This window comes from Streptomyces sp. GL_140 (assembly GCF_057834465.1).
In genome coordinates, this window is the sequence record NZ_CM174404.1 from 1621367 (window position 1) to 1647849 (window position 26483).

Sequence of the window (26483 nt, forward strand, 5' to 3'; positions counted from 1 at the left end):
CCGTAGGCCCCGGCGGCTACTTCCTGAGGTCGCTGGCAGTTTCGAGCCGCTCTTCCTCTACCACGAGGGGGATGGGGATCTGGTTCGCCGCATAGTAGAGCGCGATCAGGAAGTGTGCGACGAGAGTGAGCGGAGCGGAGAAGAAGGACAGAAGGACGGTCAAGGGGTAAGCAATCGCGCCGAGTCCGAATCTCATCCGGGTCGCGCGGGCGCCTTCTTTGTCCACCGTTTCATGGAAAAGGTGCCCGACCTGGGTGACGTACCACCAGAAAGCAAGGAAGGCGAGGGCATAGACCACGGTCCAGCCGCTGTAGAGAACGGCCGCCACCTTGGCCGAATCCCCGTCCATGAGGTGTTCGGCGAGGATGTTGGTGGTGTACGGAATCACCGATACCACCATCAGCACCAGGAGATTCAGGAACAGCAGAGGCCGGTCGACGCGCTTCAGGTGGCTGAAGATGGTGTGGTGGTTGACCCACATGACGCCGATGATCAGGAAACTCACGACGTACGCCGCGTAGTGCGGCCACTGTTCCACCAGCCCGTGCCAGAGCTCGCTGCCCTGACCCTCCGGAACCTTCAATTCCAGCACCAGAATCGTGACCACGATGGCGAATACGCCGTCGCTGAACGCTTCGACCCTGTTTGTTTCCTGTTCCATGCCCTCCCCTTCGCCCGCACCGCACCCGAATCCCACGCGCACGGGGAGGACTCTGCCCCGCCCTCCCCGCACACGCTACCCAGATATCGGGTGTCAGCCGCCGAACCCGGCAGTCTGCCGCCAGATCCGGCCATCGCGGACCACCAGTGTCCCGAACGCATGCTCCGGTTGACCGTTCAAATTCATGATCGCCCGGTAGAAGATCGTGTCCTCGGTCTCGATGTATTCCTGCAGCTCCACCAGGGTGGGCTTCACCGTCAGGTAGCCGGTGAAGGTCTCGCGCACCGCTTCGATGCCGACCGAGACGCCCTCGAAGCGCAACAGCACGGCGTCCTCGGTGTAGTTCTTCATCACCGCCTCGATGTCCAGCGCTGCCAGCGCCTCCATCTGGCGGACGAACACCGGGTGCAGTGTGGCGATGTCGTACTTGCTCATGTCGACTCCATTCGTTCAACCGGGTCGGGAACTGCCGCTGTCGGAACTGCCGCTGTCGGTACTGCCACGGCCCGAACTGCCGCCGCCGGAAGGCCCGGTGAGCGGTGCGCAGCCCGGGTCGGTGCCCGAGAGCGGCAGTCGGACGGTCATCCGGGTCTCCCCCGGACGCGAGTGGGCCGTGATCGAACCGTGGTGGCGCTGGGTCACGATCCGGTAGCTGAGGTGCAGCCCGAGACCCGTGCCCTTGCCCACGTCCTTGGTGGTGTAGAAGGGTTCGAAGATCCTCGGCAGGGATTCGACCGGGATGCCCGAGCCCGTGTCGGCGATCTCCACGACCATGCAGACGCCCTCGATCCGGGCACGCAGGGTGAGCGTGCCGGCGCCGTCCATGGCCGCCGAGGCGTTGTCGACCAGGTTGGTCCACACCTGGTTCAACTCGCCGGGATAGCCCGTCAGTTCGGGCAGGTCCGGTTCGTACGCACGCACGATGGTGATCCCGGCGAGCTTGGCACGCAGTACGACCAGCGTGTTCTCCAGCCCGTCGGTCACCGCGAAGCGCTGTTCGGGGGCCCGGTCGAGATTGGCGTAATCCCGGGTCGCCGACACCAGTTGGGAGATCCGTGGACCGGCCGCCCGCAGTTCGGCGGCGAGCGAGCGGATCTCCAGGAGCGCCCCGAGATGGTCCAGGGCGGCGGGCAGGGCCGGCTCGCCGACCCCCTCCAGCCGTTCCAGCAGCCAGCCCAGCTCCAGTCCGAGGTCGCCGACCCCCGAGCCGAGCAGTCCGGGACGCTCGGCACCCGCCTCCTCGGCCCAGTCGGCGATCTCCTCCTCGGCGTCCGCCTGGGCCAGCGGGTCGGAAACCACCGGCGGCGCCGTCTTGTCCAGCTCCTCGGCCAGCCGGTCGAATACGGAGCGCTCCGCGCCCGTGGCGGCCGAGCCCCAGGCCTGGGCGGTCCGGGTCAGCTGCTCCAGGGCGGGCGCCAGCTCCTGCGCGGCGCGGGCGACGGCGGCGGCCGGGTTGTTCAGCTCGTGCGCGAGGCCCGCGGCGAGGGTCCCCAGGGCCTCGACGGTGGCCCGTTTGCGGGCCTGGACCTCGGAGGACTTGATGCGCCAGGCCAGCACGGGGATCAGTACGGCGGCCACCCCGTGGCAGCGGGTCAGCATCTCGAAGAAGACGGGCTTGGGGTACGCGACCACGGTGGTGGCCGGTCCGCTCGCGGCGGCCGTGGCCACGTAGGCCCCGTCCGTGAGAAGCGGGAGTTCGCCGGTGAAGCGGTGCGCCGCCGAGGGTTTGCCGTCGTGGTCGTCGGCGGCGGCGCTCTCCTCCTCGGTGGAGTGCCGGGTCAGGACCTCCTCGCGGCCGTCGACCACCTTGGTCACCACGAGCCCGCCGGAGAGCAGGACGTGGAAGCCGGTCGCCTCCTCGCCGTCCCGGAAGAGGATCTCCCCGTCGGCGAGCACCCGTGGCCGGGAGACGGAGACCAGCCAGTCGAGCTGCTCGCCGGTGAGTCCCGCGAAGATCTCCAGCCCGTGCAGGGCGACCCGCAGTGCGGTGGTGTTCATGCCGTGCTCCCCTCCGACCGGGTGCGGGCGGCCAGCCGCAGGGTGGCGAACAGGGCCAGTGCGCACACGGCGGCGACGGCCGCCATGAAGCCGACCGAAGTCCGTTGCAGGCCGTGGATGTTGGTGAACAGCCCGGCGAGGACCGCCGGGACGCTCATCGCGAGGTATGCGAAGACGTAGACGGCGGCAGTCAGTTCGCCGCGGTGGGCCGGTTCGGCGAGGGCGCTGATCGCCCGGAAGGAACCGAGGAAGGCGGCTCCCCAGCCGGCTCCGAGGACGGCGGTGGCCGCCAGGAAAACGGGTGCCGAGCCCAGTGCCAGTCCGAGCAGGACCAGGGCCAGACCGCTCAGCAGGCCGAGCAGTCCGATGACGGCGGTGCGCAGGGCCTCGGTGCGGCCGAGGAGCAGCTGGGCGGCGGTGGCGGCGCCCGCCAGGAGCGCCACGGTGGCTCCGCCCGCCAGGTAGTTGGTGGACCGGAGCAGGGAGAGGGCCAGGTGCGGGCCGAGCGAGAGGTAGAACCCGCCGACGGACCAGACGGCGACGACGGTCAGGATGAGCACGGCGAAGCGGCCGCGCGCGGCGGCGGGGATCCGGATCCGGTGCGGCGCGACCCGCAACCGGCCGCCGCCCCGGGCGGCCGGGGCGCTCTCCCGCATCCGCACGACGCCGACCAGGGTGACGGCGAAGGCCCCGACGAGCAGCAGGTAGCTCAATGCGGTCGGCGCGGGCGCGTACTGGACCAGGAGCCCGGCGCCGATCCCGCCGAGGCCGATGCCGATGGTGGGTCCGGCGCTGTTGACCTGGGCGCCGAGCGCGGGCCGGGAGCGCGGGGTGAGTTCCAGCAGGGCGGCGCCCATGGCTCCGGTGGCGAGTCCCACCGCCAGTCCCTGCACGGCGCGGGCGGCGAGCAGCAGTCCGAGCCCCCGGGCTCCGGCGAAGAGGCCCATGGAGACGATGGCCAGGACCAGCCCGGCGCCGAGCACGGGCCGCCGGCCGAGGGTGTCGGACAGCGACCCGAAGAGCAGCAGCCCGGCGAGCACGGTGACGGCGTAGAGGGCGAAGACCACGGTGATCACGCCGGAGGACAGGCCCCATTTCTGCTGGTAGAGCACGTAGAGGGCGGAGGGGACGGAGGAGGAGAGCATCAGCAGGACGAGGACCGCGCCCACCACCCAGAAGCCCGAGCCTCTGGGCGCACTGGCCGCGTGGGCGGCTGGGTGCAAGGTGACCCCCGTGGTGGTCGCGGTCGGCGCGGTCCGATCGGACCGTTTGGTCGGTGGGCGCGGTTCCACTGCTTCAACTCCCCCGTGGTGGTCGGTCAGGCGGCTGCCCGGTCCGCCCTCGCTAGCGCGCGGGCGGTGAGCACCCCCGCCAGGTGGCCGAGGTATTCGGCCGAGGTGCCGCGCCCGGGCACGAACAGCTCCCGGGGCTCGGCCCGGAAGGCCGCGAGCACGGCGTCCGTGGTGTACGGGCCCCCGCGCAGCCGGTCTTCGACCCCGCGCAGCCGCAGCGGTCGGGCGGTGGCCCCGGTGACCGCGATGCGCGGCCCGTCGGGGGTGATCCGTACGGCGGTGGCGCACACCGGGTAGCGGGTCGCCCGGTCCGCGGTCTTCGCGAAGGCGGCGGCCCGTCCGGCGGCGGGCACCAGCAGGGCGGTGACGAGGGTGCCCACCGGGACCCCGGAGGCCGCGAGTTCCTCGGCGGTGACGGTGGTGGTCCCGCCGGGGCCGGCCAGTTCGGCGGTGGCCCCGGCGGCGATGGCGGCCACCGGCAGGTCGGTGGCGCGTCCGCCGGCGACGAGGTTCCCGCCCGCGGTGCCGAGGTTGCGGACCTGGGGGTCGCCGTTGGCGCGGGCCGCGGCCGCGATCTCGGGGGCCAGGGACAGCAGCAGCGGGTGGGCGGCGAGCTCCGCGAGGGAGGTGAGCGCCCCGATCCGGATCCCGTCGGCGGTCCGCTCGATGCCCCGGAGTTCCTCCAGGCGGCGTACGTCCACGAGCAGGGCGGCGCTCTCCTGGCCGGTGCGCAGGCCGGGCAGCAGGCTCTGTCCGCCGGCCAGCACCCGGGCTCCGGGCCGGCCCGCCAGCAGGGCCAGGGCCTCGTCCAGGCCGGCCGGGCGGACGTAGTCGAACTCGGTGAGGATCACTGGGATTCCCCTCTCAGACGGCGCCAGACCTTCTCGGGGGTGAGCGGCATGTCGATGTGCTGGACGCCGAGGTCGGACAGGGCGTCGACGACGGCGTTGACCACGGCCGCGGCGGGCGGGACGGTGGCGATCTCGCCCGCGCCCTTGGCGCCGAGCGGGTTGTGCGGGGAGGGGGTGGTGGTCTTGCCGAGGGAGAAGAAGGGCGCATCGATGGCGCGCGGCAGGGCGTAGTGGCCCAGGTCGCGGCTGATCAGGAGCCCGTTCCCGTCGTACTCGGCGGCCTCCATCAGGGCCTGGCCGAGGCCGTGCACGATGCTGCCCTCGATCTGGCCGAGCACCACCTTCGGGTTGCCGATGTTGCCGGCGTCGTCGACGGCGGTGTAGGCCACCACCTCGGTCTCGCCGGTCAGTTCGTCGATCTCGACCACCGCCACGTGCGTGCCGAAGGGGTAGTTGAAGTCCGGCGGGTCGAAGTGGGTGGTCTCGTCGAGGGCCGGTTCGATCTCGGGGGGCAGTCCCCAGCCGTACCACATGGCCATCGCCAGTTCGGCGAAGGTCTTGGCGTTCTCCTCGTTGCCCTCTTCGTGGACCTTGCCGCCCTCGTAGACGACCTTGTCCTCGGGGACGCCGAGGAACACGGCACCGGCCTTGATCAGCTTGCTCTTGATCTTCCGGGCGGTGAGGGCGACGGCGGGCGCGGCCATGCTGTAGGAGCGCGAGCCGTAGGTGCCCTGGCCGTACGGAGCCTTCTGCGTGTCCCCCTCGAACACCTGGACCTGCTCGGGGTCGATGCCGAGCTCGTCGGCGGCGACCTGCGCGAAGACCGTGCCGTGGCTCTGGCCGGTGGAGGCGGAGCCCACGGTGACGGTGACCTCGCCGGTCGGGTGGACGCGGATGTTGGCGCTCTCCCAGGTGCCGCCGAGCATGCCCTCCTTCGACATACGGGTGGAGGGTCCGACCCCGCAGATCGCGACGTAGGAGGCGATGCCGACGCCGAGGCGCTTGCCTCGGGTGCGGGCCTCGGCCTTGCGGGCGGGCATGTCGGCGTAGCCGGAGAGCTCCATGGCCCGGTCGAAGTTGAGCTCGTAGTCCCCGGAGTCGTAGGTCCAGCCGAGGCCGTTGTCGTACGGGAACTTCTCCTTCGGCACCAGGTTCTTGCGGCGTACGGCCGCCGGGTCCATGCCGATCTCGGAGGCGTACCGGTCGACGAGCCGTTCCATCAGGAACGCGGCCTCCGCACGTCCGCTGCCGCGCTGGGCGCCGAGCGAGACGGTGTTGGTGAAGGCGGCGTAGACCTCGCAGAAGGCGGCGTCGATGGCGTACATGCCGCTGATGGACCGGCCCATCAGGGCGGTGGCGACGCCGGGGCCGATCGTGGAGGGGTACGCGCCGAGGTTGGCGTAGCTGGTGGCCCGCACGGCGGTGATCCGGCCGTCGCGGGTGCCGGCCAGGGTGACGTGCTGGCGGTGGTCGCGGCCCTGGACGGTGGAGTTCATCAGCCCGGTGCGGGTGTCCACCCACTTCACGGGCCGGCCGAGCGCCTTGGAGAGCACGAGGACCAGCGCCATGTCGGGGTAGAGGTACCCCTTGGTGCCGAAGCTGCCGCCCACGGTCGGGGCGATCACACGGAGCTTGTTGAAGGGGATGCCGAGGACCAGCGCGGAGAGCAGGAAGCGGTGGTTGTGGGGCCCCTGGGTGGAGGCGTAGAGCGTGTATTCGCCGGTGACGGCGTTGTAGTCGCCGACCGCGCCGCGCGGCTCGATGGGGCTGTTGATGGTGCGCTGGTTGACCAGGTCCAGCTCGACGGTGACCTCTGCCGCGGCGACGGCCGCGTCGGTGCGGCCCTTGTCCCCGCAGGTCCAGTACGCGTTGAGGTTGCCGGGGACGGCCTCGTGCAGCTGGGGCGCGCCTTCGGCGAGGGCCTCGTCGGCCCGGGTCACCACGGGCAGCGGCTCGTACTCGACGGAGATCGCGGCCAGCGCGGCGGCGGCCTGGCGCGGGGTCTCGGCGACGACCACGGCGATGGGGTCGCCGACGTGGCGCACGGCGTCGCCGGTCAGCACCGGACGGGCGCCGGGCAGTCCGTAGGGGTGGGGCGGGAAGTGGCTCTCGACCCCGCCGGGTATCCAGATGCACGGCAGCGGCATCACGTCGGTGAAGTCGGCGGCGGTGGCCACCTTGAGCACGCCGGGCAGCTGTTCGGCGGCCTTGGTCTCGATGGAGAGGATCTTCGCGTGGGCCACCGGGCTGCCGAGGATCGCCATGTGGGCGGTGCCCGGCAGGTTGATGTCGCCCACGTACGTGGCTTCCCCGCGCAGCAGCTGCGGGTCCTCCCGACTGTCCAGCGGCTGCCCGAGCACTCCGCCGCCCTGGAGGTCCTCCCCCGTCACTGTGGTCATCTCCCCGACCCCTCCTGTCCGGACGTGGCGGCGGCCGCGGTGACAGCGGCCGCGGTGGCGGTGGCCGGCTCCGCGGTCTGCCGGGCGCGGGCCGCGGAGCAGGCGCGCTGCACTCCCCGTACGACGCTGTGGTAGCCGGTGCAGCGGCACAGGTTGCCGGTGAGCCATTCGCGGATCTCGGGCTCGGTGGGCGGTTCGGGGTCGGCGGCGGTGTTCTCGACGAGTTCGCCGAGGGCCATGACCATGCCGGGGGTGCAGAAGCCGCACTGGGTGCCGTGCTCCTGGCGCAGGGCCTCCTGGAGGCCGGTGAGTTCACCGCCCGGGGTGGTGACGCCCTCGATGGTGGTCACCGCGGAGCCGGCGGCCGACACGGTGAGGATCAGGCAGCTCTTGACGGACCGGCCGTCGAGCCGGACGACGCACGAGCCGCACTGGCCGGTGTCGCATCCGACCTTGGTGCCGGTCAGTCCGAGGCCTTCGCGGAGCCGTTCCACGAGCAGTTCGTTCGGCTCGGCCGAGAACTGCTCGGGTCTTCCGTTCACGTTCAGTGAGAGGTCCATGCCAGCGCCTGCGCTTCCGTGAGCGGCCGGTTGAGGAGGGGCCCGCCGGGCTGCCGGAGAATTCCTCCGCAGGGCAGCGGGCCGGTGTCGACGGAGGCGAATTCGAGATCCGCGATGATTCCCGCGACGATTTCTTTCGCTTTCCCGCCGTCGCCCGCCGTGAATTGGGCCGGACGCGGGCCCACGAGGTGCCGGCGACGGCGGGTGTCTCGAAATGCGTGGCGTTCAGGGATTTCACGATCCGTACGCCGGGATCCGGGCCGGTCTGCTCCGGTCCCGGCCCGGAATCAGTCCATGCCGATCCAGACCGATTTGGTCTGGGTGTAGCTCTCCAGGGATTCGGGGCCGCACTCGCGCCCGTACCCGGAGGCCTTGTAGCCGCCGTAGGGCACGGAGGGGTCGTACTGGTTGTAGCAATTGACCCAGACCGTCCCGGCCTTGATCTGCGAGGCGACCCGGTGGGCGCGGCGCAGGTCCTTGGTGTGGACCCCGGCGGCGAGTCCGTACGCGCTGTCGTTCGCGATGCGCACGGCGTCGGCCTCGGTGTCGAAGGGGATGATCGACAGGACCGGGCCGAAGATCTCCTCCTGGGCGATCCGCATGCCGTTGTCCACGCCGGTGAACACGGTCGGCAGGAAGTACAGGCCTTCGGCCGAGGCGCCTTCGGGGGTCCAGCCGGTGCCGCCCGTGCGCAGGACGGCGCCTTCCTTCTCGCCGACCTCGATGTACGAGCTGACCTTGTCGAACTGGCCCTGGTGGGCGAGCGGTCCGAAGAGGGTCGCCGGATCGCGCGGGTCGCCCGGCTTGAGGGCGGCGGCCCGGGTGACGAGCCGCTCGACCATCTCGTCGTGGATGGGGCGCTGGAGCAGCAGCCGGGAGCCCGCGGTGCAGATCTCGCCCTTGTTGTAGTAGATGCCGAAGAAGGCCAGTTCCTCGGCGGCGTCGAGGTCGGCGTCGGCGAAGACGATGTTGGCGGACTTGCCGCCGAGCTCCATCGTCACCTTCTTCAGGGTGCCGGCCGACTTGCGGATGATCGACTGGCCGACCGCGGTGGAGCCGGTGAAGGCGATCTTGTCGATGCCCGGGTGGTCGGTGAGGGTCTCCCCCAGTTCCACGCCCGGTCCGGTGATGACGTTCAGCACCCCGTCCGGGATCTCCGCCTCCTGGAACAGCTCGGCGATCTTCAGGGCGGTCAGCGGGGTGGCTGGCGAGGGTTTGTGGACGACCGTGTTCCCGGCCGCGAGGGCCGGGGCGATCTTCGTCATGGACAGCAGCAGCGGGAAGTTGAAGGGGGTGATGGCGCACACCACGCCCACCGGCTCGCGCAGGGTGTAGGCCAGCTGCCCGCCGGCCGGGGCCCGGGAGGAGCCGTCCACCCGGGTCACGGCGCCGGCGTAGTAGTGCATGAGCTGCGCGGCCATGGGGGCGTCGACCGTGGAGGAGAAGGCGAAGGGCTTGCCCATGTCCACCGTCTCCAGCAGGGCGATCTCCTCCAGATCGCGCTCGATGAGCTCACCGACCCGGTTCAGCCGCAGCGCGCGCTCCTGTGCGGAGAGTCTGCTCCAGGGACCTTCCTCGTACGCCCGGCGGGCCGCGGCCACGGCCGCGTCCGCGTCGGCGGCGGCCGCCTGGGCCACCGGTACGATCTCCCGGCCGTCCACGGGGCTGATGTCCGGTTCGGTACGGCCGTCCCGGGCCGGGACCCATTTGCCGCCGATGAACAGTTTCCCGGGGTTGGCCAGGGGACGGTCGCCGATCACGCGCTTGGTCATGGCTGGGGGCTGCCTTCCGGTGTCGGGGTTCGGGGGCAGGGCGGTCCGGCTAGCCCTGCGCGAGCTGGGTCAGGAAGGTTTCTGCCAGGGCCCTGGAGGAGTACGGGTTCTGGCCGGTGGTGAGCCTGCGGTCCACGACCACGTGGGAGTCCCAGATGGCTTCGGCCTTCTCGTAGCGGGCGCCGAGCCGGGTGAGTTCGACCTCGAGGATCAGCGGGAGGCGCCCCGCCATGTTGGTGACCAGCTCCTCGTTGTGCGAGAAGGCCGTCATCCGGTAGCCCTCGAAGGGCCAACGGCCCTCGCCGTCGCGCAGCGCGAGCAGCGCGGTGTGGCCGTGGCAGACGGTGGCGAGCGGCTTGTCCTGGGCGATGGCCCAGCGCAGGATCTGGGCGAGCTCGTCGGACTTGGACAGGTCGCCGATGGCCCCGTGGCCGCCGCTGACGTAGATGCCGTCGTAGTCCGCGATGTCCTTCTCGCCCAGGTCCTCCAGCGCGATAGGGGTTCTCAGCTGCGGGGTGTCCTCGATGACCCGTACGTACTCGGCCGCGTTGGCGGCGTCCTCGTCCGGGGAGCCCTCCGGGCGCACCCAGCGCAGGAACTGGGGGTCGATGCTGGTCTGGTCGACGGTGGGGGCCCGGCCCGCGACGGTCGCCACGTCCACGGCGTGGCCGGCGGCCTTGAAGAGGGAAAAGGGTACGGCGAATTCCTCGGCCCAGAATCCCGAGGGGTGCTGTTCCCCGTCCAGCAGATGAAGCGTGGCCTTGGCCGTCATGACGACGAGAATCTTCATGACTCATCTCCTTGTTTCTGATGTGCTGGATGTGCCGGACCTACCGGGCGCATCGGATTCGCTGCCGATTCAACACGCCCCCCGCTAGGGGCGTAAGGGGGTGACGTCAGGCCCGCGATACTTCGTCACGTGCGTCCAACGCCGAGATGATGGTGCGGAATTCACCGACCAGGGGGTGGTCTGGATGGGCTTCTGCGAATATGCGTTCACCGTAGAGCGCGGCCATTTCCGGCACATAGGGCAGGATTCCGGCCAGGGGGGTGCAGTAGACCTCTTCGGCCCGCCGGCGGGCGGCCTCCCGGTCGATGCCCTCGGGGGCCATGCTCATCACCAGGGTCCGGCGACAGGCGAGCCGGCCGGTCAGGGCGATGGTCTCCTCGACCCCGAGGAGGTCGATCCGGTCGGCCCGCGCCATGATCATCAGTACGTCGGCGCTCGCCATGGCGGTGACCGACTCGTTGTTGAGCCCGGCGTGGGTGTCCAGGAGCAGGACGTCGAGGGCGTGGTGGACGGCCAGCCGGTCGAAGCCCTCGGGGAGCAGCCCCACGTCGTAGCCGGTGGTCATGAGCTCGCGCAGCGCGGCCGTCCCGGTCCGGGCCGGTACGACGTGGAGCCTGGGCAGGACCTCTTGGGCGGCGGCCTCGATCTCGCACCGCCCGAGCAGGTAGTCGGCCAGCGAGGGGCCGGGGCCGAGCTTGAAGAGCAGGTCCAGGGTGGGCGACTGGATGTCCGTGTCGATCACCCCCACCCGGCGCCCGCCGCCGGCGATGAGCAAGGCCAGGTTGGCCAGCACCGAGGACTTCCCCGTGCCGCCGCGGTGCGAGTGCACCACGATGATCCGGGTCATCAGGCCACCGCCGGCCGGTTCGCGTGCGGCCGCCGCGCCGCACGTGGCCGGTGCAGGGCCAGCATGGTGACGTCATCGTGCTGTTCGGCTGTTCCGGTGTGTTCGCGTACGGCCGTGTCCATCCGTTCGACCACCTCCCTGCCGCTCACCGGGGGGCCGGAGAGCAGCTCCAGCATCCGCTCGTCGCCGAGGAAGCTGCCTTTGGGGCAGCGCGCCTCGGGCACTCCGTCGGTGAACACGAAGAGGGTGTCGCCCGGGTTCAACTGGGCGTAGCCGAGGGTGTACACACAGTCCGGCAGGACGCCCACGGCGGGCCCGGTGACCTCCAGGGCGCGCGGTTCGGCGCCGTCGGCGGCCAGCAGCAGCGGCGGGTTGTGGCCGCCGTTGATGTAGACCAGGGATCCGGTGAGCGGGTCGAGCACTCCGAAGAAGAGCGTGGCGAAGTAGCCCTGCCGCAGGTGGTTGCGGGTGAGGTAGCCGTTGGTGGCGGTGACCGCGTTGAGCAGCGGGGTGGCGCCGACTACCGGGATGCGCCGGCTGTTGCCGGTGCGGCCCGCGGCCACCAGGTGCTGGAGCCCGCTGTTCTCGGCGGTGTGCCGCAGCAGTGAGCGGATGAGCGCCATGAAGAGCGCGGCGCCGACCCCCTTGTCGCAGACGTCGGCGACGACGAAGGCGAGCCGGCGGCCGCGGGAGAGCTCGAAGACGTCGTAGAAGTCCCCGGCGACCTGCCGGGCGGGCCGGAAGCACACGTCGATCTCCCAGCCTTCGGGGACCGGTAGCGATTCGGGCAGGAAGCCGGCCTGGATCTCCCGGCCGATCTCCAGTTCCTTCTCGTAGCCCATGAGTTCCGCGCGGGCGTCGGCCTCGCGCAGGGTGCGGCCGAGTCCGGCGCGCTCCGAGCAGCTGTGCAGCCGGGCCCCGACGAGGGAGGGCAGGAAGGGCGGTACGAGGTAGTCGTGGCCGAGCCGGACGTGCTCCTCCAGGGCGGCGAACCCGGTCACGGTCCAGACGACCACGATGGGGGCTCCGGCCCAGCGGCGCAGTCTGCGCACGGCCGTTCGCACCGACTCCCCGTCCGCCTCGGCGGGGACGAGCAGCACATCGGCTTCGGGCAGTTCCTCCAGCGGCCCGGCCAGCAGTTCGGGCAGGCCGCGCCGGACGAGCTCCGCACCCATGTCCCCCAGCGCGTCAAGCAGTTCGACGGGTGGTGGCGGGTACTGGTCGAGGATGATCACGGTCGTGGAGGGCATGGGTCCGTCCCCTCAGCCATCACTGTCAGCGTGCTGATGTTGCGGCCGTCCCTGCGTACGTAGCCGAACTCGTCCACGCTGGTCAGTGCCAGGTGGATGCCGAGCCCGCCGATCCGGCGCCGCTCCGGGGCGGTCCCCGGGTCGGGGGGCAGCCGTCCCCGGGCGGGGTCGAAGGCCGGCGCGGAGTCCTCTACGGAGATCTGCACCCGGCCCGGCCCGGAGCGGCCGCGGACGGTGATCCGCCCGTCGCCGCCCCGGTACCCGTGCATCACGATGTTCGTGGCCAGCTCGTCCACGGCCAGCCTGATCCGGTACGCGGCGCCCTTGTCGAGGCCCGCCCTTCCGGCCAGCCGCAGGACGAGCGCGGCGATGTCACCCAAGACCCCCAGCGTGGCGGGCACTTCGAGCTCGGCGGAGGTCTCCGCCGTTTTGACCGCCTCATCCATCGGTTCAGTCGTCGGAGAGAACGATGCTGCGGTCGAGCCCGGCCGTCCGGATGGTCCGGGAGACGGGCTCAATGGCGCCGACCACCTTGATGGTGACGTGGTCGGCCACCTTCTGCTGGGCGAAGACCAGGGAGCGCAGTCCGGCGCTGGCCATGTAGCCGACGCCCGCCATCCTGATCTCGACGGTGCTGGTGCCGTGCCCGGCTGCCTTCTCTATGGTCTGGTGGAAGTCGGGCGCGGTCTTGGCGTCCAGTTCCCCCGCCAGCTCGATCACGGTGGTGTCGCCCTCGATGCTCAGGGACACGGAAAGCGGCATGTCAGGTCTCCTTCGGACGTACGGGTTCGCGTGGGACCGAGCGGCGTCGGCGCTGCGCTAGAGCTCCGGGTCGGGAGTCCGGCCGACCAGGATCACGACCGAGCGCGGACCGATCAGGTACTTGCCGGCGTTCTCCAGTTCGAGTTCGGCGCCGGGGGTGCGGATGTCGTGCGGGGCCCGGGCCCCGGTGTCCGCGAAGAGGTGCCAGCTGCGGCCGCCGGGCAGGGCGGGCAGTTCCAGGTCGTGCGGCTCCCAGTGGGAGTTCATGGCCACGTACACCACGTCGTCGTCCCGGGTTCCGCAGCGGGCGACCGCCAGCAGCCGGCTCTCCGGCGACCAGTCGGGCTGCCAGGCCCGCTCCCCGTGCCAGCTGATGTCGGGCAGCCCCAGGCTGTCCCTCAGCTGCCCGGTGGGGTGGGCGGTGGAGCGCAGCTCGCGGTGGCGCTTGCGGAAGGCGATCATCTCCCGGGTGAACCGGAGCAGTTCGGAGTTCTCGTCGACCTGGTCCCAGTCGAACCAGGACAGTTCGTTGTCCTGGCAGTAGGTGTTGTTGTTGCCCTGCTGGGTGCGGGCCACCTCGTCGCCGGCGAGCAGCATCGGCACGCCCTGGCTGGTGAGCAGGATGGCCAGGGCGTTCTTCATCTGGCGCGTGCGCAGCGCGTTGACCTCGGGGTCGTCGGTCGGGCCCTCGACCCCGCAGTTCCAGCTGGCGTTGTCGTTGCCGCCGTCGTTGTTGCCCTCGCCGTTGGCCTCGTTGTGCTTGTCGTTGTAGGAGACGAGGTCGGCCAGGCTGAAACCGTCGTGCGCGGTCAGGAAGTTGACCGACGCCGAGGTTCCGCGGCTGGAGTACAGGTCGGGCGAGCCGGCGATCCGGGTGGCGAGCTCGCCGGTGATCCCGGGGTCGCCCTTGAGGAAGCTGCGCACGGTGTCGCGGTATTTGCCGTTCCACTCCGCCCAGCGGCCGTACGCCGGGAAGTTGCCGACCTCGTAGAGACCGCCGGCGTCCCAGGCCTCGGCGATGAGCTTGGTGTGCCGCAGGACGGGGTCGTAGGCGAGCATTTCCAGCAGCGGCGGGTTGGGCAGCGGTGTGCCGTCCAGGTCCCGGCCGAGGATGGCCGCGAGGTCGAAGCGGAAGCCGTCGATGTGGTAGTCGGCGACCCAGTGGCGCAGGCAGTCGAGCACGTAGTTGCGCACGACGGGGTGGTTGCAGTTGACGGTGTTGCCGGTGCCGCTGAAGTTGAAGTAGTACCCCTCGGGCGTGAGCATGTAGTACGTGGCGTTGTCGAGCCCCTTGAACGAGATGGTGGGGCCGTGCTCGTTGCCCTCGGCGGTGTGGTTGAAGACGACGTCGAGGATGACCTCGATGCCGGCGGCGTGCAGGTCCTTGATCAGGGTGCGGAACTCGTCGCCCTGCATTCCGTAGCGTCCGGTGGCCGCGTAGCCGGCCTTGGGCGCGAAGAAGGAGACGGTGTTGTAGCCCCAGTAGTCGAAGAGCTGCTCGCCGGTCTCCGGGTTGGACCGCGGGTTGTCGCTCTCGTCGAACTCGAACACCGGCAGCAGTTCGATGCAGTTGACCCCGAGCTCCTTGAGGTACGGGATCTTCTCGCGCAGCCCGGCGAAGGTGCCGGGGGCGGTGACGCGCGAGGAGGGGTGCCGGGTGAAGCCGCGCACGTGGGTCTCGTAGACGACGAGGTCCTCGGCGGGGATGCCCAGCGGGGTGTCGTCGCCCCAGTCGAAGTCCTGGAGGCAGACCCGGGAGCGGTACTGGTAGCCGCGGCTGCGGTCCGGTTCCACGCCCCAGACGTCGCGGCCTGCGATCAGCCGGGCGTAGGGGTCGGAGAGGACCTGGCGGGCGTCGAAGCGGTGCCCGGTGACGGGGTCGTAGGGCCCGTCGGCCCGGTACCCGTACTCGATGTTCTCGTGGTCGAGGCCGAAGACCGTCATGGCGAAGACGCTGCCGGTGCGGAATTCCTGGGGGAACTCCAGTTCGGCCGTCGGCTCGGGCTCTCCGCGCTTGTAGAGGACCAGGGTCATGGAGGTGGCCTGGTCGGAGAAGACGGAGAAGCTGACCCCGCCGGGTACCACGTTGGCCCCGAAGGGGAAGGGCTTGCCGGCGCGGACGCGGTACCCGCCCACCTCGTGGGTCGGGTACGCGTCCACGCGCAGCACCTGTTCGGACGCGGGCTCGCTCATCGCGCGGCCCGTGCCTGGGCGGTGGCTTTGGCGGTGGCCTGGGCGGTGGCCTTGGCCGCGGCCTTGACGGCGGCCGCCTCGGCCTCCCCGGCGGAGAAGAAGTCGAGGAACCCGGTGGCCGACATGACGAACCGGACTTCCTCGCTCACCCCGTAGAGCGTGACGGCGACCCCGGCGTGCTGGGCCTCGCGGTAGACGACGAGCAGGGTGCGCAGTCCGGCGCTGGAGACGTAGGTGACGGCCGTCAGGTCGATGCGCAGCGGCCTGCCCTCACGGACCAGCGGCAGCAGGGTCTGCAGCAGCGATCCGGAGGTCTCGCTGTTGATCTCGCCGGTGGCGACGAGCACGGTGCCCGCCTTGTTGCGGCGTTCCTTCACGTTCAGGGTCATTGCTTTCCCCTCTGAGTGGGGCGCCCCCGTTGAGCGCTATTGGGCGGTCGGCCGGAGCCGGACCTTGACCTTGACCCGGCCCTGTACGTCGGGCAGGTGGACGGTCAGCTCGTCGGCGTCGAACTCCTCGTACGGCTTCTCGTCGATCTCCACGGACGCGATCCGCACCGAGCCGGCGGGGAGCAGGTCGGGCGAGACGCGCAGCACGCGGTCGGGGAGGTTCGTCGGGTCGGGCTGGAAGTGGAAGTCCATCTCCCGGCCGCCCACGAGCAGGTTGTTGTAGACGGCGGAGAGGTAGCAGAGCTCCGCCGAGTGGTACATGGACATCGAGTGGCTGCCCTTGAGCCGCTCCGTGCCGAGCAGGTACGGGGTACCGCTGGCGAGCACGTTGAAGTAGACGGCTCCCTCGTCGTGGTCGAGGAAGAAGGTGTTGTAGAAGGACTGCGCCTGCCGGGCCTCGCGCAGGAACTCGGTCCCGCCGACGGTGCCGTTCAGGATGAGGTAGGCGAGGATCGCCTGCTCCTGCTGCCACCAGGCCTTGCGGTCGTGCCAGGCGAAACGATACGTCTCCTGGTCGCCCTCCTTGATCCGCTCGACCACGTCGTACCAGCCGCCGCGCTGCAGGTCGCTGCCGACGGCCGGCATGATCTCGCCGATCCTGCGGGCGAGCTGCTCGTAGGCCGGCTTGGCCTTCAGCGAGTTCATCCGCATCAGGTTCCAGGCGATCTTGAGGTTGTGTCCCACGACCGCGCGGTTCTGCTGCCAGCTGTGCGCGGTGTCGTGCGACCAGTCGCGGAAGAAGCGCTCCTGGACGAAGGGGCTGTTCCCGTAGTCCGGGAACTTCTCCGCGATCGTGTCGAAGGTGTACTCGAGGAAGTCGGCGTAGCGCTGCTCGCCGGTGGCCAGGTACAGGTTGATCAGGTAGGCGGGCGCGTGGTCGCCCACCGAGTTCCAATTCTTGCGCTCCGCGTTCTCCCCGAGGGACTCGTGGTCGGCGCTGAAGAGGATCGGGTCGATGTGGGAGTAGTAGCCGCCCTGCTCCGGGTCCTTGAAGAACTTGTCGAACAGCCGGATGGTGGCGTCCGCGTCGCTCTTGATCCGGCTGTCGCCGGTGATCCGGTAGGTCTGGATCGGCCCGGCCAGCGCGTAGATCTGCTCGTACATCGGGATCGCGTCGTAGTCGTCGGAGAACTCCGAGGTGAACAGCTTGCGTTCGCTGTCCCCGTCGACGCTGATGCCGTGGTACCAGAAGACCACGTCCTCCTCGCTGTCCACGACCCGCATGTGCTTGCGCAGGTACTCGGTGCCGCGCTCGGCGACCTCCAGGTACTCGTCCTTGCCGGTCAGCAGGTAGGCCGAGGCCATGCCGTAGACCAGCCGGGAGATCGTGTCGGTCTCCTGGACATGACTGGCGGTCTTGTCGCCGCCGAGCCGGATCTCGGTGCGGTACTCGGTGAAGTCCACCGGCCCGTCGCCGAACTGCGCCCGCTTGTAGAAGTCGGCCAGAGACTCGATCTGCTTGACCCACCAACCGGTCTCCTCGAAGCGGTAGTCCTCGGCCCCGCGGCCCAGGAACACCAGGCGCTTGGCCTCGAAACGGCCGCCGTGCTCGGGGTAGTGGACCCCGTAGACGTAGAGGAACCGGCCCGGCGAGAGCATCTCGTCGATGTGCCCGGAGGCGTCGATGTAGGGCTCGTCCAGGTTGCGGACCAGCTCGGCGCTGGGGTCGCCGGCCAGCGAGACCTCGAACTCGCGGCCGTCGGAGGTCTTCAGCCGCAGCAGCCGGGACCCGGAGTCGAAGCGTCCGACGTAGCCGGCGATCGTGTCGGAGAAGGAGAAGTTCACGGCGTCCGCCATGTCATGCACCGTCCTTGTCGTGGGAGCTGTCGTCCTCGAACCCCTGGCTGACCTCGACGATCACCCCGTCGGGATCGCGGACCCACACGGTCCGCCATCCGCAGATGAAGTCGTCGAAGTCCAGTGGCCCCAGGGTCACTTCCGCCGCGTCGCCCAGCTGTGCCAGGAACGCGTCGACGCTGTCCGTCTGGAAGGCCAGGTGGCGCATCCGCCCCGGGGCCCGCGGCCCGTCCTCGTGCGCCTGACGGGCCGTTTCGGTACCGGCCGCGAAGAGCTCCAGGTACACCTCGCCCTGGCGCAGGAAGACGATCCGCGACTCCCCCAGGTCGACGACCCGGGCCCGGGAGAAGCCGAAGTGCCGGGTGTAGAACTCCTCGGTGGTCTTCTGGTCCGCGCAGTTCAGGCCCACGTGCGACCAGCGCATCGTCCCGGCCGTCGCCATCAGGCGGCCCTCCGGCCGCGCCCGGCCGCGATCAGCTCGATGATGCGGCGGGCGAACAGGTGGTGGTGGGCGCCGGTGCGGCCGGTGACCAGGTCTCCGTCGACCACCACGTCCTCGTCCACGTACTCCGCGCCCATGTTGCGGACGTCGCCGATGAGGTTGTTGTGGCAGACGACCTTGCGGCCGCGCACCTTGCCCGGGATCGAGGCGGCCAGCCACATGCCGTGGCAGATGATCCCCTTGAGGACCGTCGGTTCCTCGAAGGCCCGGCGCAGCAGCTCCGTCGCCGGGGCCAGTACGTCCACGTCCTCGGTGTAGCGCAGCCGGTCCGCCACCATGCCGGAGGGCACGATGATCGCCGCGTACCGGCGCAGGTCCTCGTCGCTCAGCCCCTCCAGGGACTTCTCGGCGGTGAACGGCGCCCGGTACTCGTGCCCGGAGAAGGTGATGGAGTCGTTGCCCCACAGCCGGGTCAGGAAGTCGACCTCGGCGCCCTCCTCCGCGAACCGGCGGCTGTAGTAGAAGATCTCCGGCTCGTAGAAGTCGCTCTCGACCAGGACCGCGATCCGGGTCCCGGAGAGCGCGCCCTCGCGCAGTACGGCTTCAGGCACCGCGAACCCCCCTGTCCAGGCCTCGGACCAGGTCCGCGGCGCGTTCGGCGATCATGGCGATGGCGGTGTGGCAGTTGCCCGACGGGACGGCCGGCATCACGCTCGCGTCCACGACGCGCAGGTTGCGTACGCCGTGCACCCGCAGTTCGGGGTCGACGACCGCGAGGTCGTCGATGCCCATGCGGCAGGAGCCGGCCTGGTGGTGGTAGCTCTCCGACTTCTGCTTCACGAAGGTGCGCAGGTCCTCGTCGGACAGGTGGCCGGGTCCGGGCTGGAGCTCCTGCTTGTACCAGGGCGAGAAGGCGGAGGTCGCGAAGATCTCCCGGGCCAGCTTGACCCCCTGAACCATCCGCTCCAGGTCCCAGCGGTCGCCCAGGTAGTTCGGGTTGATCAGCGGGTGGGCCAGCGGATCGGCGCTCGCCAGCCTGATCCAGCCGCGCGAGGCCGGGCGCACCACTCCCGGCAGGATGGACACCGTGTCGGGATGGTCCCGGCCGACGATCACGTCGAACGGCACGTGCACGAAGGCGATCTGCAGGTCCGGCGCGGGCAGCCCCGGCCGGGACGAGAGGAACAGCGCGCTCTCCGACAGGTTCTGCGCGGGTGGCGGGAGTTCCTGGTTGACCTCGGCCATCAGCCCGGTCAGGACGTGGTTGTGGAAGTTCTCGCCGACCCCGGGCAGGGCCGCGACCGTCTGGATCCCGTGCTCGCGCAGCTGCTCGGGGTGTCCGATCCCGGAGAGCATCAGCAGCTTCGGCGATTCGATCGCCCCGGCGGCCACGATCACCTCCCGGCGGGCCCGTACGGTGTGCAGCCCGGGTCCGGCCGGCGTGCTGTGGCCGTCGCGCACGGTCCGCCCCGGGATCTGCGCGGGCGCCGCCAGCTGTACGTACTCGACCCCCGTGCAGGTGTCGCCCTCGAAGAGCAGCCGGGTGCTCTGCGCACTGGTGCGCAGGGTCAGGTTCGAGCGGTCCAGGGACGGCTCCAGATAGGCGGCGAGTACGCCCTGGCGACGGCCGTCGGCCACGTCGATGTGGTGCCAGCCGGTGCCGAAGAGCCCGCGCCGCGGGCCGTCGGTGTTGAAGTCGGCGATCTCCTCGTGGCCGAGCTCGACGGCCGCGTCGATGAAGGCCCGGGAGAGCGGGTTGGGGTTGTGCCGGCCCGCGTGGGTGATCCGCTGCGGGCCGCGGGTGCCGGTGGTGACGGCGGTGGCGTCCTCCTGGCCCTCCAGCAGGGCGAAGTAGGGCAGCACGTCCTCGTACGCCCAGCCGGCCGCGCCCTGGTAGGCCCAGTTGTCGAAGTCCGAGGCGTGGCCCCGGATGTGCATCATGATGTAGAGGTTGCTGCTGCCCCCGGGGGCTTTGCCGCGCGGCTCGTACGTACGGCGGCCGTCGAGGCCGGGCTGCGGGACGCTGGTGTAGCCCCAGTCCACGGGCCCGCCGAGCAGCTTGTACCAGGAGGACGGATCGTCCACCTCGGGCGGGATGCGGCCCGCGCCGGCCTCCAGGACCAGGACGGTGACGTCCGGGTCCTCGGAGAGGCGGCTCGCCAGGACGCTGCCCGCGGTGCCGGATCCCACCACGATGTAGTCGTACTCGTCTACGGCCATCACGCGTCCCCTCAGCCCTGGCCGAGCACCTGGAAGGGGACGGTGTCGTGGAAGTTGGCCATGTAGGCGATCTTTCCGTCCACGATCCGGAAGAAGTTCATGACCTCGGCCTCGATGCCCTTGCCCTCGGGGGTGACCGCGGTCAGGTGGGAGACGGCCGCGGCCTTCTCCCCGTCGACGAGGAAGTGCACGGGCTCGTTCCGGAAGACCCGGTACATCGTGCCCATGCCCTTCATCATCGACCGCAGCAGTTCCAGGCCCTCGATGTGGCCGGCCAGCTGCTCGTCCATGACCTGGTCCTCGGCGAAGAGGTCGCACCAGCGGTCCCAGTCGCCGGAGTTGGCGTACTCGTAGTACTTCTGCAAGATCTGCCGCGCGTCCATGGCGCTCATTCCCCTATCCGTCCCTGCGGGTTCCGTCCGGCGCGAAGGGCGCCCAGAACTGGCTGAAGGCCGTGGCCGAGTCGCCGAACAGCCCGTCGTGGCCCTCGACGATCCGGCCGTCCCGCCAGCGCATGAAATGGAAGACCGGGTAGTCCATCCGCTCGTACGGGGAGCTGCTCGACTCGTCGGCGCCGCCGCGCAGGGCGACGTTGCGGCAGACGTCCGCGCTGCAGTCATCGCCGACCAGGACCGCTTCCAGGTCCATGCGGAAGGTGCCGCCGGTGAGCTTGTGGGTCCGGCCCATCAGTTCCAGGAAGGCGTCCAGGCTCTCGTACCAGCCGGCCAGCGGGTGGTTGCCGGGGACCTGCCAGCGCAGGTCCTCCGCGTAGTACTCCAGGATCCTGGCCCGGTCGCCGGAGCCGAGGGCGCGGTACGCCGCCTCGACCCGCTCCCGTGTCACTTCGGTCATCGTCTTGTCCCCTTCGGCGTTCAGAGGGAGGCGGAACCGGGCATGGGCGCCAGCTCGTTGACGGTGTACCGCTGGATCAGCGGCCCGTCGGGGCCGGCGACCACCGTCCAGGTCTGGTCGGCGTCGAAGCCGAGCCACCGGCTGCGGGCGGCGGGCGGGTCCCAGATCTTGGCCTGCCAGTTGACGAGGACCCGGACGACCGCCCGGTCCCCGTCGATGACGGGCTCCACCTTGGTGACCGTGTGCACCTCGTCGAAGAAGCGGTTCGTGACCGCCTCGTACCAGCGGCCGAAGCCCTGGTGGCCGAGGAAGGTGTCCTCGGGGACCTTGAACTCCAGGTCCTCGGTGATCAGGGCGAGCACCTGGTCCGGCGCGACGTGCCGGTCCAGGGCCACGTACCAGTTGTCGGCGAAGGCGCGGATCGCGTCCTCGGTCAGCCGCTCGGCGGGCATGCGGTCTCCTCCTGTCCGTGGTGGTGTTCGGTTCCACAGGGGCTGTTCAGATCTGTACGTCGACCAGGAACGGTCCGGGGTGGGCGAGCATCCGGCCCACGGCGGCGACCGCCTCGTCCGGCTTCTCCACCCGCATCCCGCCCGCTCCGAGCGACCGTGCCAGCCCCGCGAAGTCGATCTCGGGCCGGGAGAGGTCGAAGGAGCCCGGGAAGCCGTGCTCGGGGATCTCCCGCTCCCGCCAGTACTGGGCGATGTTGTCGTCCAGCAGCCGGTACTTGCGGTTGTTGCAGACCACGAACTTGGCCTCGATGCCGTGCCGGGCCGCGGTCCACAGCGCCTGGTAGGTGTACATCGACCCGCCGTCGCCCGCGAAGCCGACGACGAGCCGGTCCGGGCGGGCGAGCTTGGCTCCGACCGCGCCCGGGAAGCCCACCCCGAGCGAGCCGCCCCGGGTGAGGTGGTAGTCCCCCGGCCGCTCCGGCGGCAGGTACCTGGTGACCAGCGGGGAGGTGGTCAGCGCCTCGTCGAAGACGATGAGGTCGCCGCCGGTGCGCTCGGCCAGGGTCCGCAGGAAGACGGCCATCGGCGTGCCGTCCACGTCGGACCCGGCGAGGAGTCCCGCGCGCGCCCGCTCCCGGGTCCGCTCGTCCAGCCGCCCGGCCGCCGCCGCCCGCTGCCGGGGGGTGAGCACCTGCTCCAGTACGCCGGCCAGCGCGGCCAGCGCTCGGCGCGGATCGGCGGCGAGCCCGAGGTCCACCGGGTGGTTCTTGGCGATCTCGTAGGCGTTCAGGTCGATGTGCACGACCTTCGCGCCCGCCCGGAAGGGGCTCTCCAGCTCGGGGAAGACCTCGGGGAAGACGTAGGTGCCCACGATCAGCACCCCGTCCGCGTCCCCGATCAGCTCCTTGCTGTGCGGGCCGAACATGTGGCCCGTCTGGCCGCGGCGCAGCGGGTGCGAGGCCGCGATGTTCACCTCGGAGGAGTCGACCTCGTACACGTCGGCGCCCAGCAGCTCGGCGACGGCGACGAGTTCGCGCTGCGCCCCGGCCAGGGAGATCCCGTCGCCGACGAGGACGACGGGCCGCTCGGCGGAGGCGAGCAGTGCGGCCGCCCGCCCCACCGAGGCCGGCGAGGGTGCCACGTCCGTGAGCACCGTCGTGGCGGGCAGCACGGGCTCGGAGTTCAGCTCGTCCAGCACGTCCATCGGCAGCGCCACGAACACCGGGCCGCGCGGCGGGGTCAGGGCGATCTTCACCGCCCGGCGGACGGTGCGCAGCACCGAGTGCCGGTCGGTGACCCGGGTGGCGTACTTGGTCACCGGCTTGGCCATGGCCACCAGGTCGCAGGCCATCTGCGCGTCCATGGCGTCGTAGCGGACCCCGGCGTCGCCGGCGATCACCACGAGCGGGGTGTGGCCGCGCAGGGACTGGTAGAGCATGCCGATCCCGTTGCCCAGCCCCACCCCGGAGTGGAGCTGGAGCAGGGCCGCGCCGCCGGTGGCCCGTGCGTAGCCGTCGGCGATGCCGGCGGCCACCGTCTCCTGGAGCGCGAGGACGTAGCTGAAGTCCTCCGCCGCGTCGACCGCGTCGAGGAATCCCTGTTCCACGGTCCCCGGATTTCCGAACATGATGTTCAGGCCGTCTGCCTTGAACTGGTCGATCAGCCTTTCCCGTCCGGGAGTGGCTCCGGAACTCATCGAACTCCCCCTCGTGTTCACGGGCATTGCCGGGACGCTTCGGAATTACCAGCCGTACCGGGTGAGACCGTTTTCCAGGGTTTCCACGATCTTCTGCCCCGTCAGATATGAATCGGGGGTGGAACGGCCGGTAACGAACGGGAAGTCGACGATGACCGAGAGCGGGTGGCCGAAATTCCCGTGGTACGCCCCGCGCGGCCCGGTCGCATCGCGCAGGATGTACTCCAGCGGGTAGGGCGGCGGCCCCATGTTGAAGTCGGTGCCGAGGAATCCGGTGCCGTCCTTGTAGTCGTACTCCTTGCAGTGGCCGGTCACGTGCTTGCCCCAGATGATGCTGCGCCGGTCGCCCCAGTCGCGGGCGAAGGCCAGGCAGGCGACCCCGTAGCACTCGGCCGCGATGACCTTCCCGGCGTTCTTGAAGGCCAGGATCAGGGCGTGCACGCGCTCGTTGTTGGCGAGGTCGGCGATGGGTCCGCTGCCCCCGACGATCAGGATCGCGTCGTAACCTGCGATGTCCGCCTGGAGCTTGTCCAGATCGCGGTGGTACTGCTCCAGCTTGCGGAGGTATCCCTCGTCGCTGGTGTACGGGCGCTCGGGCGCCCACGCTTCGATGTCGAGGGGGGAGTCGAGCCGGCTCGACTGCTCGAACTCCCGGCCCAGCCGGGCGTTCTCCTCAGTGGTGACCGAGCGTCCCAGTGGAGGATCGATGTAGTTCGCGTCGAGGCTCGGCGGAAGCGCGTGCGCGCGCTTTCCGGTCGGCGTGGCGAATACGACTTCATAGCCCTGTTCGTCGAACTTGGATACCGGGCCGATCAGTTCCTCGGCCCAGTAACCGTGTTCGGAGACAATGACCAGAATCTTTCTGCTCACGGATTCCTCCAGGCGCCGCCTGTTGTCGTTGGCGTCCCCCACACTGGCCGCGTCCGGGGTTCTCGTCAAAGCGCCGGTGTGCGACTTCGTGAGGTAGTCGCCCAGGTCGCGCGGGCACCTCAGGAAGTCGTCCGCCGATGTCATGAAGTAGCTTCCGGACTACCTGACTTCGGCCGAATCACTGAACCTCCGCAGGGGCCCCGCCCTATGGTCTGGACGCGCCGTGAATCACGGGCGCACTGCAATCACGGGCGCGAAGCGCGAGAGCGCGAGAGAGGGACGGGGACGATGACGGTGGATCTGCTGTGCACACACATCGATCAGATACGTCCGGTGAAACCCGGCACCGAGGGCTGCGAGGAGTGCCTCGTCTCCGGCGACACCTGGGTGCATCTGCGGATGTGCCTCAGCTGCGGGCACGTGGGCTGCTGCGATTCCTCGAAGAACCGTCACGCCACCCGGCACTACGGGACCACCGCCCACCCCATCGCGGCCTCCCACGAGCCCGGCGAGGACTGGGCCTGGTGCTACGCCGACAAGCTCATGCTGGACGCGGCGTGAGCGCGGCCCCGGAGAACGCCACCCCCGCCACCCCGGCCCCGGCCGCGGGTGCCCCGGTCACCACGGCCCCGGCGGCCGCGGCCGCCGCCCAGCGCGCGGAGAACCGCAAGCCCGTCATCCTGGCCGTGGACGACGACCCGCAGGTCCTGCGGGCTGTCCGCCGCGATCTGCGCAGCGCGTACGGCGACCGCTACCGGGTCCTCGGCGCCTCCTCCGCCGCCGACGCCCTCAAGATCCTGGACTCCCTCGACGAACGCGGCCACGACCCGGCGCTCTTCCTCGTGGACCAGCGGATGCCCGACGTCACCGGCGTCGAGTTCCTCCTCGAAGCCGTCTCCCGCTTCCCGGACGCCCGCCGGGTCCTGCTGACGGCGTACGCCGAGACGGACGCGGCCATCACCGCCATCAACCGGGTCCGCCTGGACTACTACCTGCTCAAACCCTGGGACCCGCCGCACGAGCGGCTCTTCCCCGTCCTGGACGACCTGCTCTCGGACTGGCTGGCCACCTACCGCCCGGCGTACGACGGGATCATCGTCGCGGGCCACCTGGTCTCCCCCGGCACCCACGCCGTGCGGGACTTCTTCACCCGCAACGGCCAGCCCTTCCGCTTCCTCAACGTGGAGCGGGACCCGGAGGCGCTCACCGTGATCGCCGCCGCCCAGGCCGACGCGGCGCTCCCGCTGGTCCGCTTCCCCGACGGCTCGGTGCTCTCCGCACCGAGCGACACCCAGCTCGCCCAGCGCCTCGGCCTGGCCACCACCGCCTCCCGCCCGCACTACGAGTGCGTGATCGTCGGGGCGGGCCCGGCGGGCCTCGCGGCCGGCGTCTACTCGGCGTCCGAGGGACTGTCCACCCTGATGCTGGACTCCCGCGCCCCGGGCGGCCAGGCCGGCACCTCCAGCCTGATCGAGAACTACCTCGGCTTCCCCTCCGGCCTCTCCGGCGGCGACCTGACCCGCCGCGCCACCATCCAGGCGGCCCGCTTCGGCGCCGAGATCCTGCACCCGGTGGAGGTGGTGTCCCTCACCCGCGACGACCCGGCGAAGATCCTCACCCTCGCCGACGGCACGGAGATCAGCGCCGAGACGGTGCTCCTGGCGACCGGGGTCTCGTACAACCGCCTGGACGCCCCCGGCGCGGACCGCTTCGAGGGCGCCGGGCTGTACTACGGCGCGGCGACGACCGAGAGCTCGGCGTGCATCTCGCAGCACGTGTTCATCGTCGGCGGCGCCAACTCGGCCGGCCAGGCGGCGGTGCACTTCGCGAAGTACGCGGCCCGGGTGACGATCCTGGTGCGCGCCGGGTCCCTGGACGCGAGCATGTCCCGGTACCTCATCGACGAGATCGAGCGCACCCCGAACATCGAGGTGAAGGTCCGCACCACGGTCGTGCGCCTCGACGGCGAGGACCACCTCGAACGCCTGACCCTGCACCACGCGGACACCGGCGAGGACCGGGAGGTCCCGGCCCGGTTCATGTTCACCTTCATCGGCGCCCGCCCGCACACGGACTGGCTGGCCGGGGTGGTGGAGCGCGACGGGTTCGGCTTCGTCCTCACCGGCTCCGACCTCATCTCGAACGGCGGCGAACTACCGCAGGAGTGGAGCCTGGAGCGCGCCCCGTACCCCCTCGAAACCAGCGTCCCCGGGGTCTTCGCGGCGGGCGACGTACGGGCCCACTCGGTCAAGCGGGTCGCCTCGGGCGTCGGCGAGGGAGCCATGGCGGTCTCGCTGATCCACCGCTACCGCTCGATGGGCTGAGAGCGA

The 26483-nt window shown here is 70.5% G+C and carries 26 protein-coding genes; 2 read left to right on the forward strand and 24 right to left on the reverse strand.

What is annotated here, in order from left to right; translation table 11 throughout:
• Positions 1-16: 16 nt before the first annotated feature.
• From AC3IYJ_RS07505 to AC3IYJ_RS07620, 24 genes are all read right to left on the reverse strand, one after another.
• Positions 17-661, reverse strand: coding sequence for a TMEM175 family protein (locus AC3IYJ_RS07505; protein WP_489400554.1), 645 nt, complete (start codon positions 659-661; stop codon positions 17-19).
• A gap of 93 nt (positions 662-754) precedes the next feature.
• A complete protein-coding gene (locus AC3IYJ_RS07510) occupies positions 755-1096 on the reverse strand; it encodes a nuclear transport factor 2 family protein (RefSeq protein ID WP_489400555.1) in 342 nt (113 codons plus the stop codon).
• 15 nt (positions 1097-1111) lie between these two features.
• A complete protein-coding gene (locus tag AC3IYJ_RS07515; protein WP_489400556.1) occupies positions 1112-2659 on the reverse strand; it encodes an ATP-binding protein in 1548 nt (515 codons plus the stop codon).
• Positions 2656-3882, reverse strand: coding sequence for an MFS transporter (locus tag AC3IYJ_RS07520; RefSeq protein WP_489400557.1), 1227 nt, complete (start codon positions 3880-3882; stop codon positions 2656-2658). The genes AC3IYJ_RS07515 and AC3IYJ_RS07520 overlap by 4 nt, the downstream gene beginning before the upstream one ends.
• Before the next feature lie 95 nt (positions 3883-3977).
• Positions 3978-4802, reverse strand: a complete 825-nt coding sequence (locus AC3IYJ_RS07525) for an FAD binding domain-containing protein (protein WP_489400558.1) — start codon at positions 4800-4802, stop codon at positions 3978-3980.
• The gene (locus AC3IYJ_RS07530; protein WP_489400559.1) at positions 4799-7201 is read right to left on the reverse strand and encodes a xanthine dehydrogenase family protein molybdopterin-binding subunit; all 2403 of its coding nucleotides are present in this window, start codon (positions 7199-7201) and stop codon (positions 4799-4801) included. Before AC3IYJ_RS07530 ends, AC3IYJ_RS07525 begins: the two co-directional genes overlap by 4 nt.
• On the reverse strand, positions 7198-7761 hold the full coding sequence (locus AC3IYJ_RS07535) for a (2Fe-2S)-binding protein (RefSeq protein WP_489400560.1): 564 nt from the start codon (positions 7759-7761) through the stop codon (positions 7198-7200). The genes AC3IYJ_RS07530 and AC3IYJ_RS07535 overlap by 4 nt, the downstream gene beginning before the upstream one ends.
• Before the next feature lie 287 nt (positions 7762-8048).
• Positions 8049-9533 (reverse strand): aldehyde dehydrogenase family protein, encoded by a 1485-nt coding sequence (locus AC3IYJ_RS07540; protein WP_489400561.1) that lies wholly within the window; start codon positions 9531-9533, stop codon positions 8049-8051.
• Positions 9534-9582: 49 nt separating this feature from the next.
• Positions 9583-10323, reverse strand: coding sequence for a type 1 glutamine amidotransferase domain-containing protein (locus tag AC3IYJ_RS07545; RefSeq protein ID WP_489400562.1), 741 nt, complete (start codon positions 10321-10323; stop codon positions 9583-9585).
• Between the two features lie 106 nt (positions 10324-10429).
• Positions 10430-11170 carry a MinD/ParA family ATP-binding protein gene (locus AC3IYJ_RS07550; RefSeq protein ID WP_489400563.1) on the reverse strand — a complete coding sequence of 247 codons (741 nt, stop codon included), beginning with the start codon at positions 11168-11170 and terminating at the stop codon, positions 10430-10432.
• The gene (locus AC3IYJ_RS07555; protein ID WP_489400564.1) at positions 11170-12420 is read right to left on the reverse strand and encodes a PP2C family protein-serine/threonine phosphatase; all 1251 of its coding nucleotides are present in this window, start codon (positions 12418-12420) and stop codon (positions 11170-11172) included. Before AC3IYJ_RS07555 ends, AC3IYJ_RS07550 begins: the two co-directional genes overlap by 1 nt.
• On the reverse strand, positions 12402-12866 hold the full coding sequence (locus tag AC3IYJ_RS07560; RefSeq protein ID WP_489400565.1) for an ATP-binding protein: 465 nt from the start codon (positions 12864-12866) through the stop codon (positions 12402-12404). Before AC3IYJ_RS07560 ends, AC3IYJ_RS07555 begins: the two co-directional genes overlap by 19 nt.
• A gap of 4 nt (positions 12867-12870) precedes the next feature.
• On the reverse strand, positions 12871-13182 hold the full coding sequence (locus AC3IYJ_RS07565; protein WP_330295371.1) for an STAS domain-containing protein: 312 nt from the start codon (positions 13180-13182) through the stop codon (positions 12871-12873).
• A 57-nt stretch (positions 13183-13239) separates the two neighbouring features.
• Positions 13240-15375, reverse strand: a complete 2136-nt coding sequence (glgX, locus tag AC3IYJ_RS07570; RefSeq protein ID WP_489400566.1) for a glycogen debranching protein GlgX — start codon at positions 15373-15375, stop codon at positions 13240-13242.
• Positions 15372-15764: an STAS domain-containing protein gene (locus AC3IYJ_RS07575; RefSeq protein ID WP_489400567.1), complete on the reverse strand. Its 393-nt coding sequence runs from the start codon at positions 15762-15764 to the stop codon at positions 15372-15374. Before AC3IYJ_RS07575 ends, glgX begins: the two co-directional genes overlap by 4 nt.
• Positions 15765-15800: 36 nt before the next feature.
• Entirely contained in the window at positions 15801-17621 is a 1821-nt protein-coding gene (locus tag AC3IYJ_RS07580) for an AGE family epimerase/isomerase (RefSeq protein ID WP_489400568.1), read from the reverse strand.
• A gap of 1 nt (position 17622) precedes the next feature.
• Positions 17623-18063 carry a VOC family protein gene (locus AC3IYJ_RS07585; RefSeq protein ID WP_489400569.1) on the reverse strand — a complete coding sequence of 147 codons (441 nt, stop codon included), beginning with the start codon at positions 18061-18063 and terminating at the stop codon, positions 17623-17625.
• On the reverse strand, positions 18063-18674 hold the full coding sequence (locus AC3IYJ_RS07590; RefSeq protein ID WP_489400570.1) for a DJ-1/PfpI family protein: 612 nt from the start codon (positions 18672-18674) through the stop codon (positions 18063-18065). The genes AC3IYJ_RS07585 and AC3IYJ_RS07590 overlap by 1 nt, the downstream gene beginning before the upstream one ends.
• Positions 18667-20283: a GMC family oxidoreductase gene (locus AC3IYJ_RS07595; RefSeq protein WP_489400571.1), complete on the reverse strand. Its 1617-nt coding sequence runs from the start codon at positions 20281-20283 to the stop codon at positions 18667-18669. Before AC3IYJ_RS07595 ends, AC3IYJ_RS07590 begins: the two co-directional genes overlap by 8 nt.
• Before the next feature lie 11 nt (positions 20284-20294).
• Positions 20295-20675, reverse strand: a complete 381-nt coding sequence (locus AC3IYJ_RS07600) for a nuclear transport factor 2 family protein (protein WP_489400572.1) — start codon at positions 20673-20675, stop codon at positions 20295-20297.
• A 4-nt stretch (positions 20676-20679) separates the two neighbouring features.
• Positions 20680-21135, reverse strand: a complete 456-nt coding sequence (locus tag AC3IYJ_RS07605) for a nuclear transport factor 2 family protein (RefSeq protein ID WP_489400573.1) — start codon at positions 21133-21135, stop codon at positions 20680-20682.
• A gap of 20 nt (positions 21136-21155) precedes the next feature.
• Entirely contained in the window at positions 21156-21587 is a 432-nt protein-coding gene (locus AC3IYJ_RS07610; protein WP_489400574.1) for a nuclear transport factor 2 family protein, read from the reverse strand.
• 46 nt (positions 21588-21633) lie between these two features.
• The gene (locus tag AC3IYJ_RS07615; protein WP_489400575.1) at positions 21634-23283 is read right to left on the reverse strand and encodes a thiamine pyrophosphate-binding protein; all 1650 of its coding nucleotides are present in this window, start codon (positions 23281-23283) and stop codon (positions 21634-21636) included.
• A gap of 45 nt (positions 23284-23328) precedes the next feature.
• Positions 23329-24153 (reverse strand): type 1 glutamine amidotransferase domain-containing protein, encoded by an 825-nt coding sequence (locus tag AC3IYJ_RS07620; RefSeq protein WP_489400576.1) that lies wholly within the window; start codon positions 24151-24153, stop codon positions 23329-23331.
• A gap of 288 nt (positions 24154-24441) precedes the next feature.
• Between AC3IYJ_RS07620 and AC3IYJ_RS07625 the strand changes: the two genes are divergently transcribed.
• Both AC3IYJ_RS07625 and AC3IYJ_RS07630 read left to right on the forward strand, forming a co-directional pair.
• The gene (locus AC3IYJ_RS07625; RefSeq protein WP_489400577.1) at positions 24442-24714 is read left to right on the forward strand and encodes a UBP-type zinc finger domain-containing protein; all 273 of its coding nucleotides are present in this window, start codon (positions 24442-24444) and stop codon (positions 24712-24714) included.
• 119 nt (positions 24715-24833) lie between these two features.
• Positions 24834-26477: an FAD-dependent oxidoreductase gene (locus AC3IYJ_RS07630; protein WP_489402730.1), complete on the forward strand. Its 1644-nt coding sequence runs from the start codon at positions 24834-24836 to the stop codon at positions 26475-26477.
• Positions 26478-26483 lie beyond the last annotated feature (6 nt).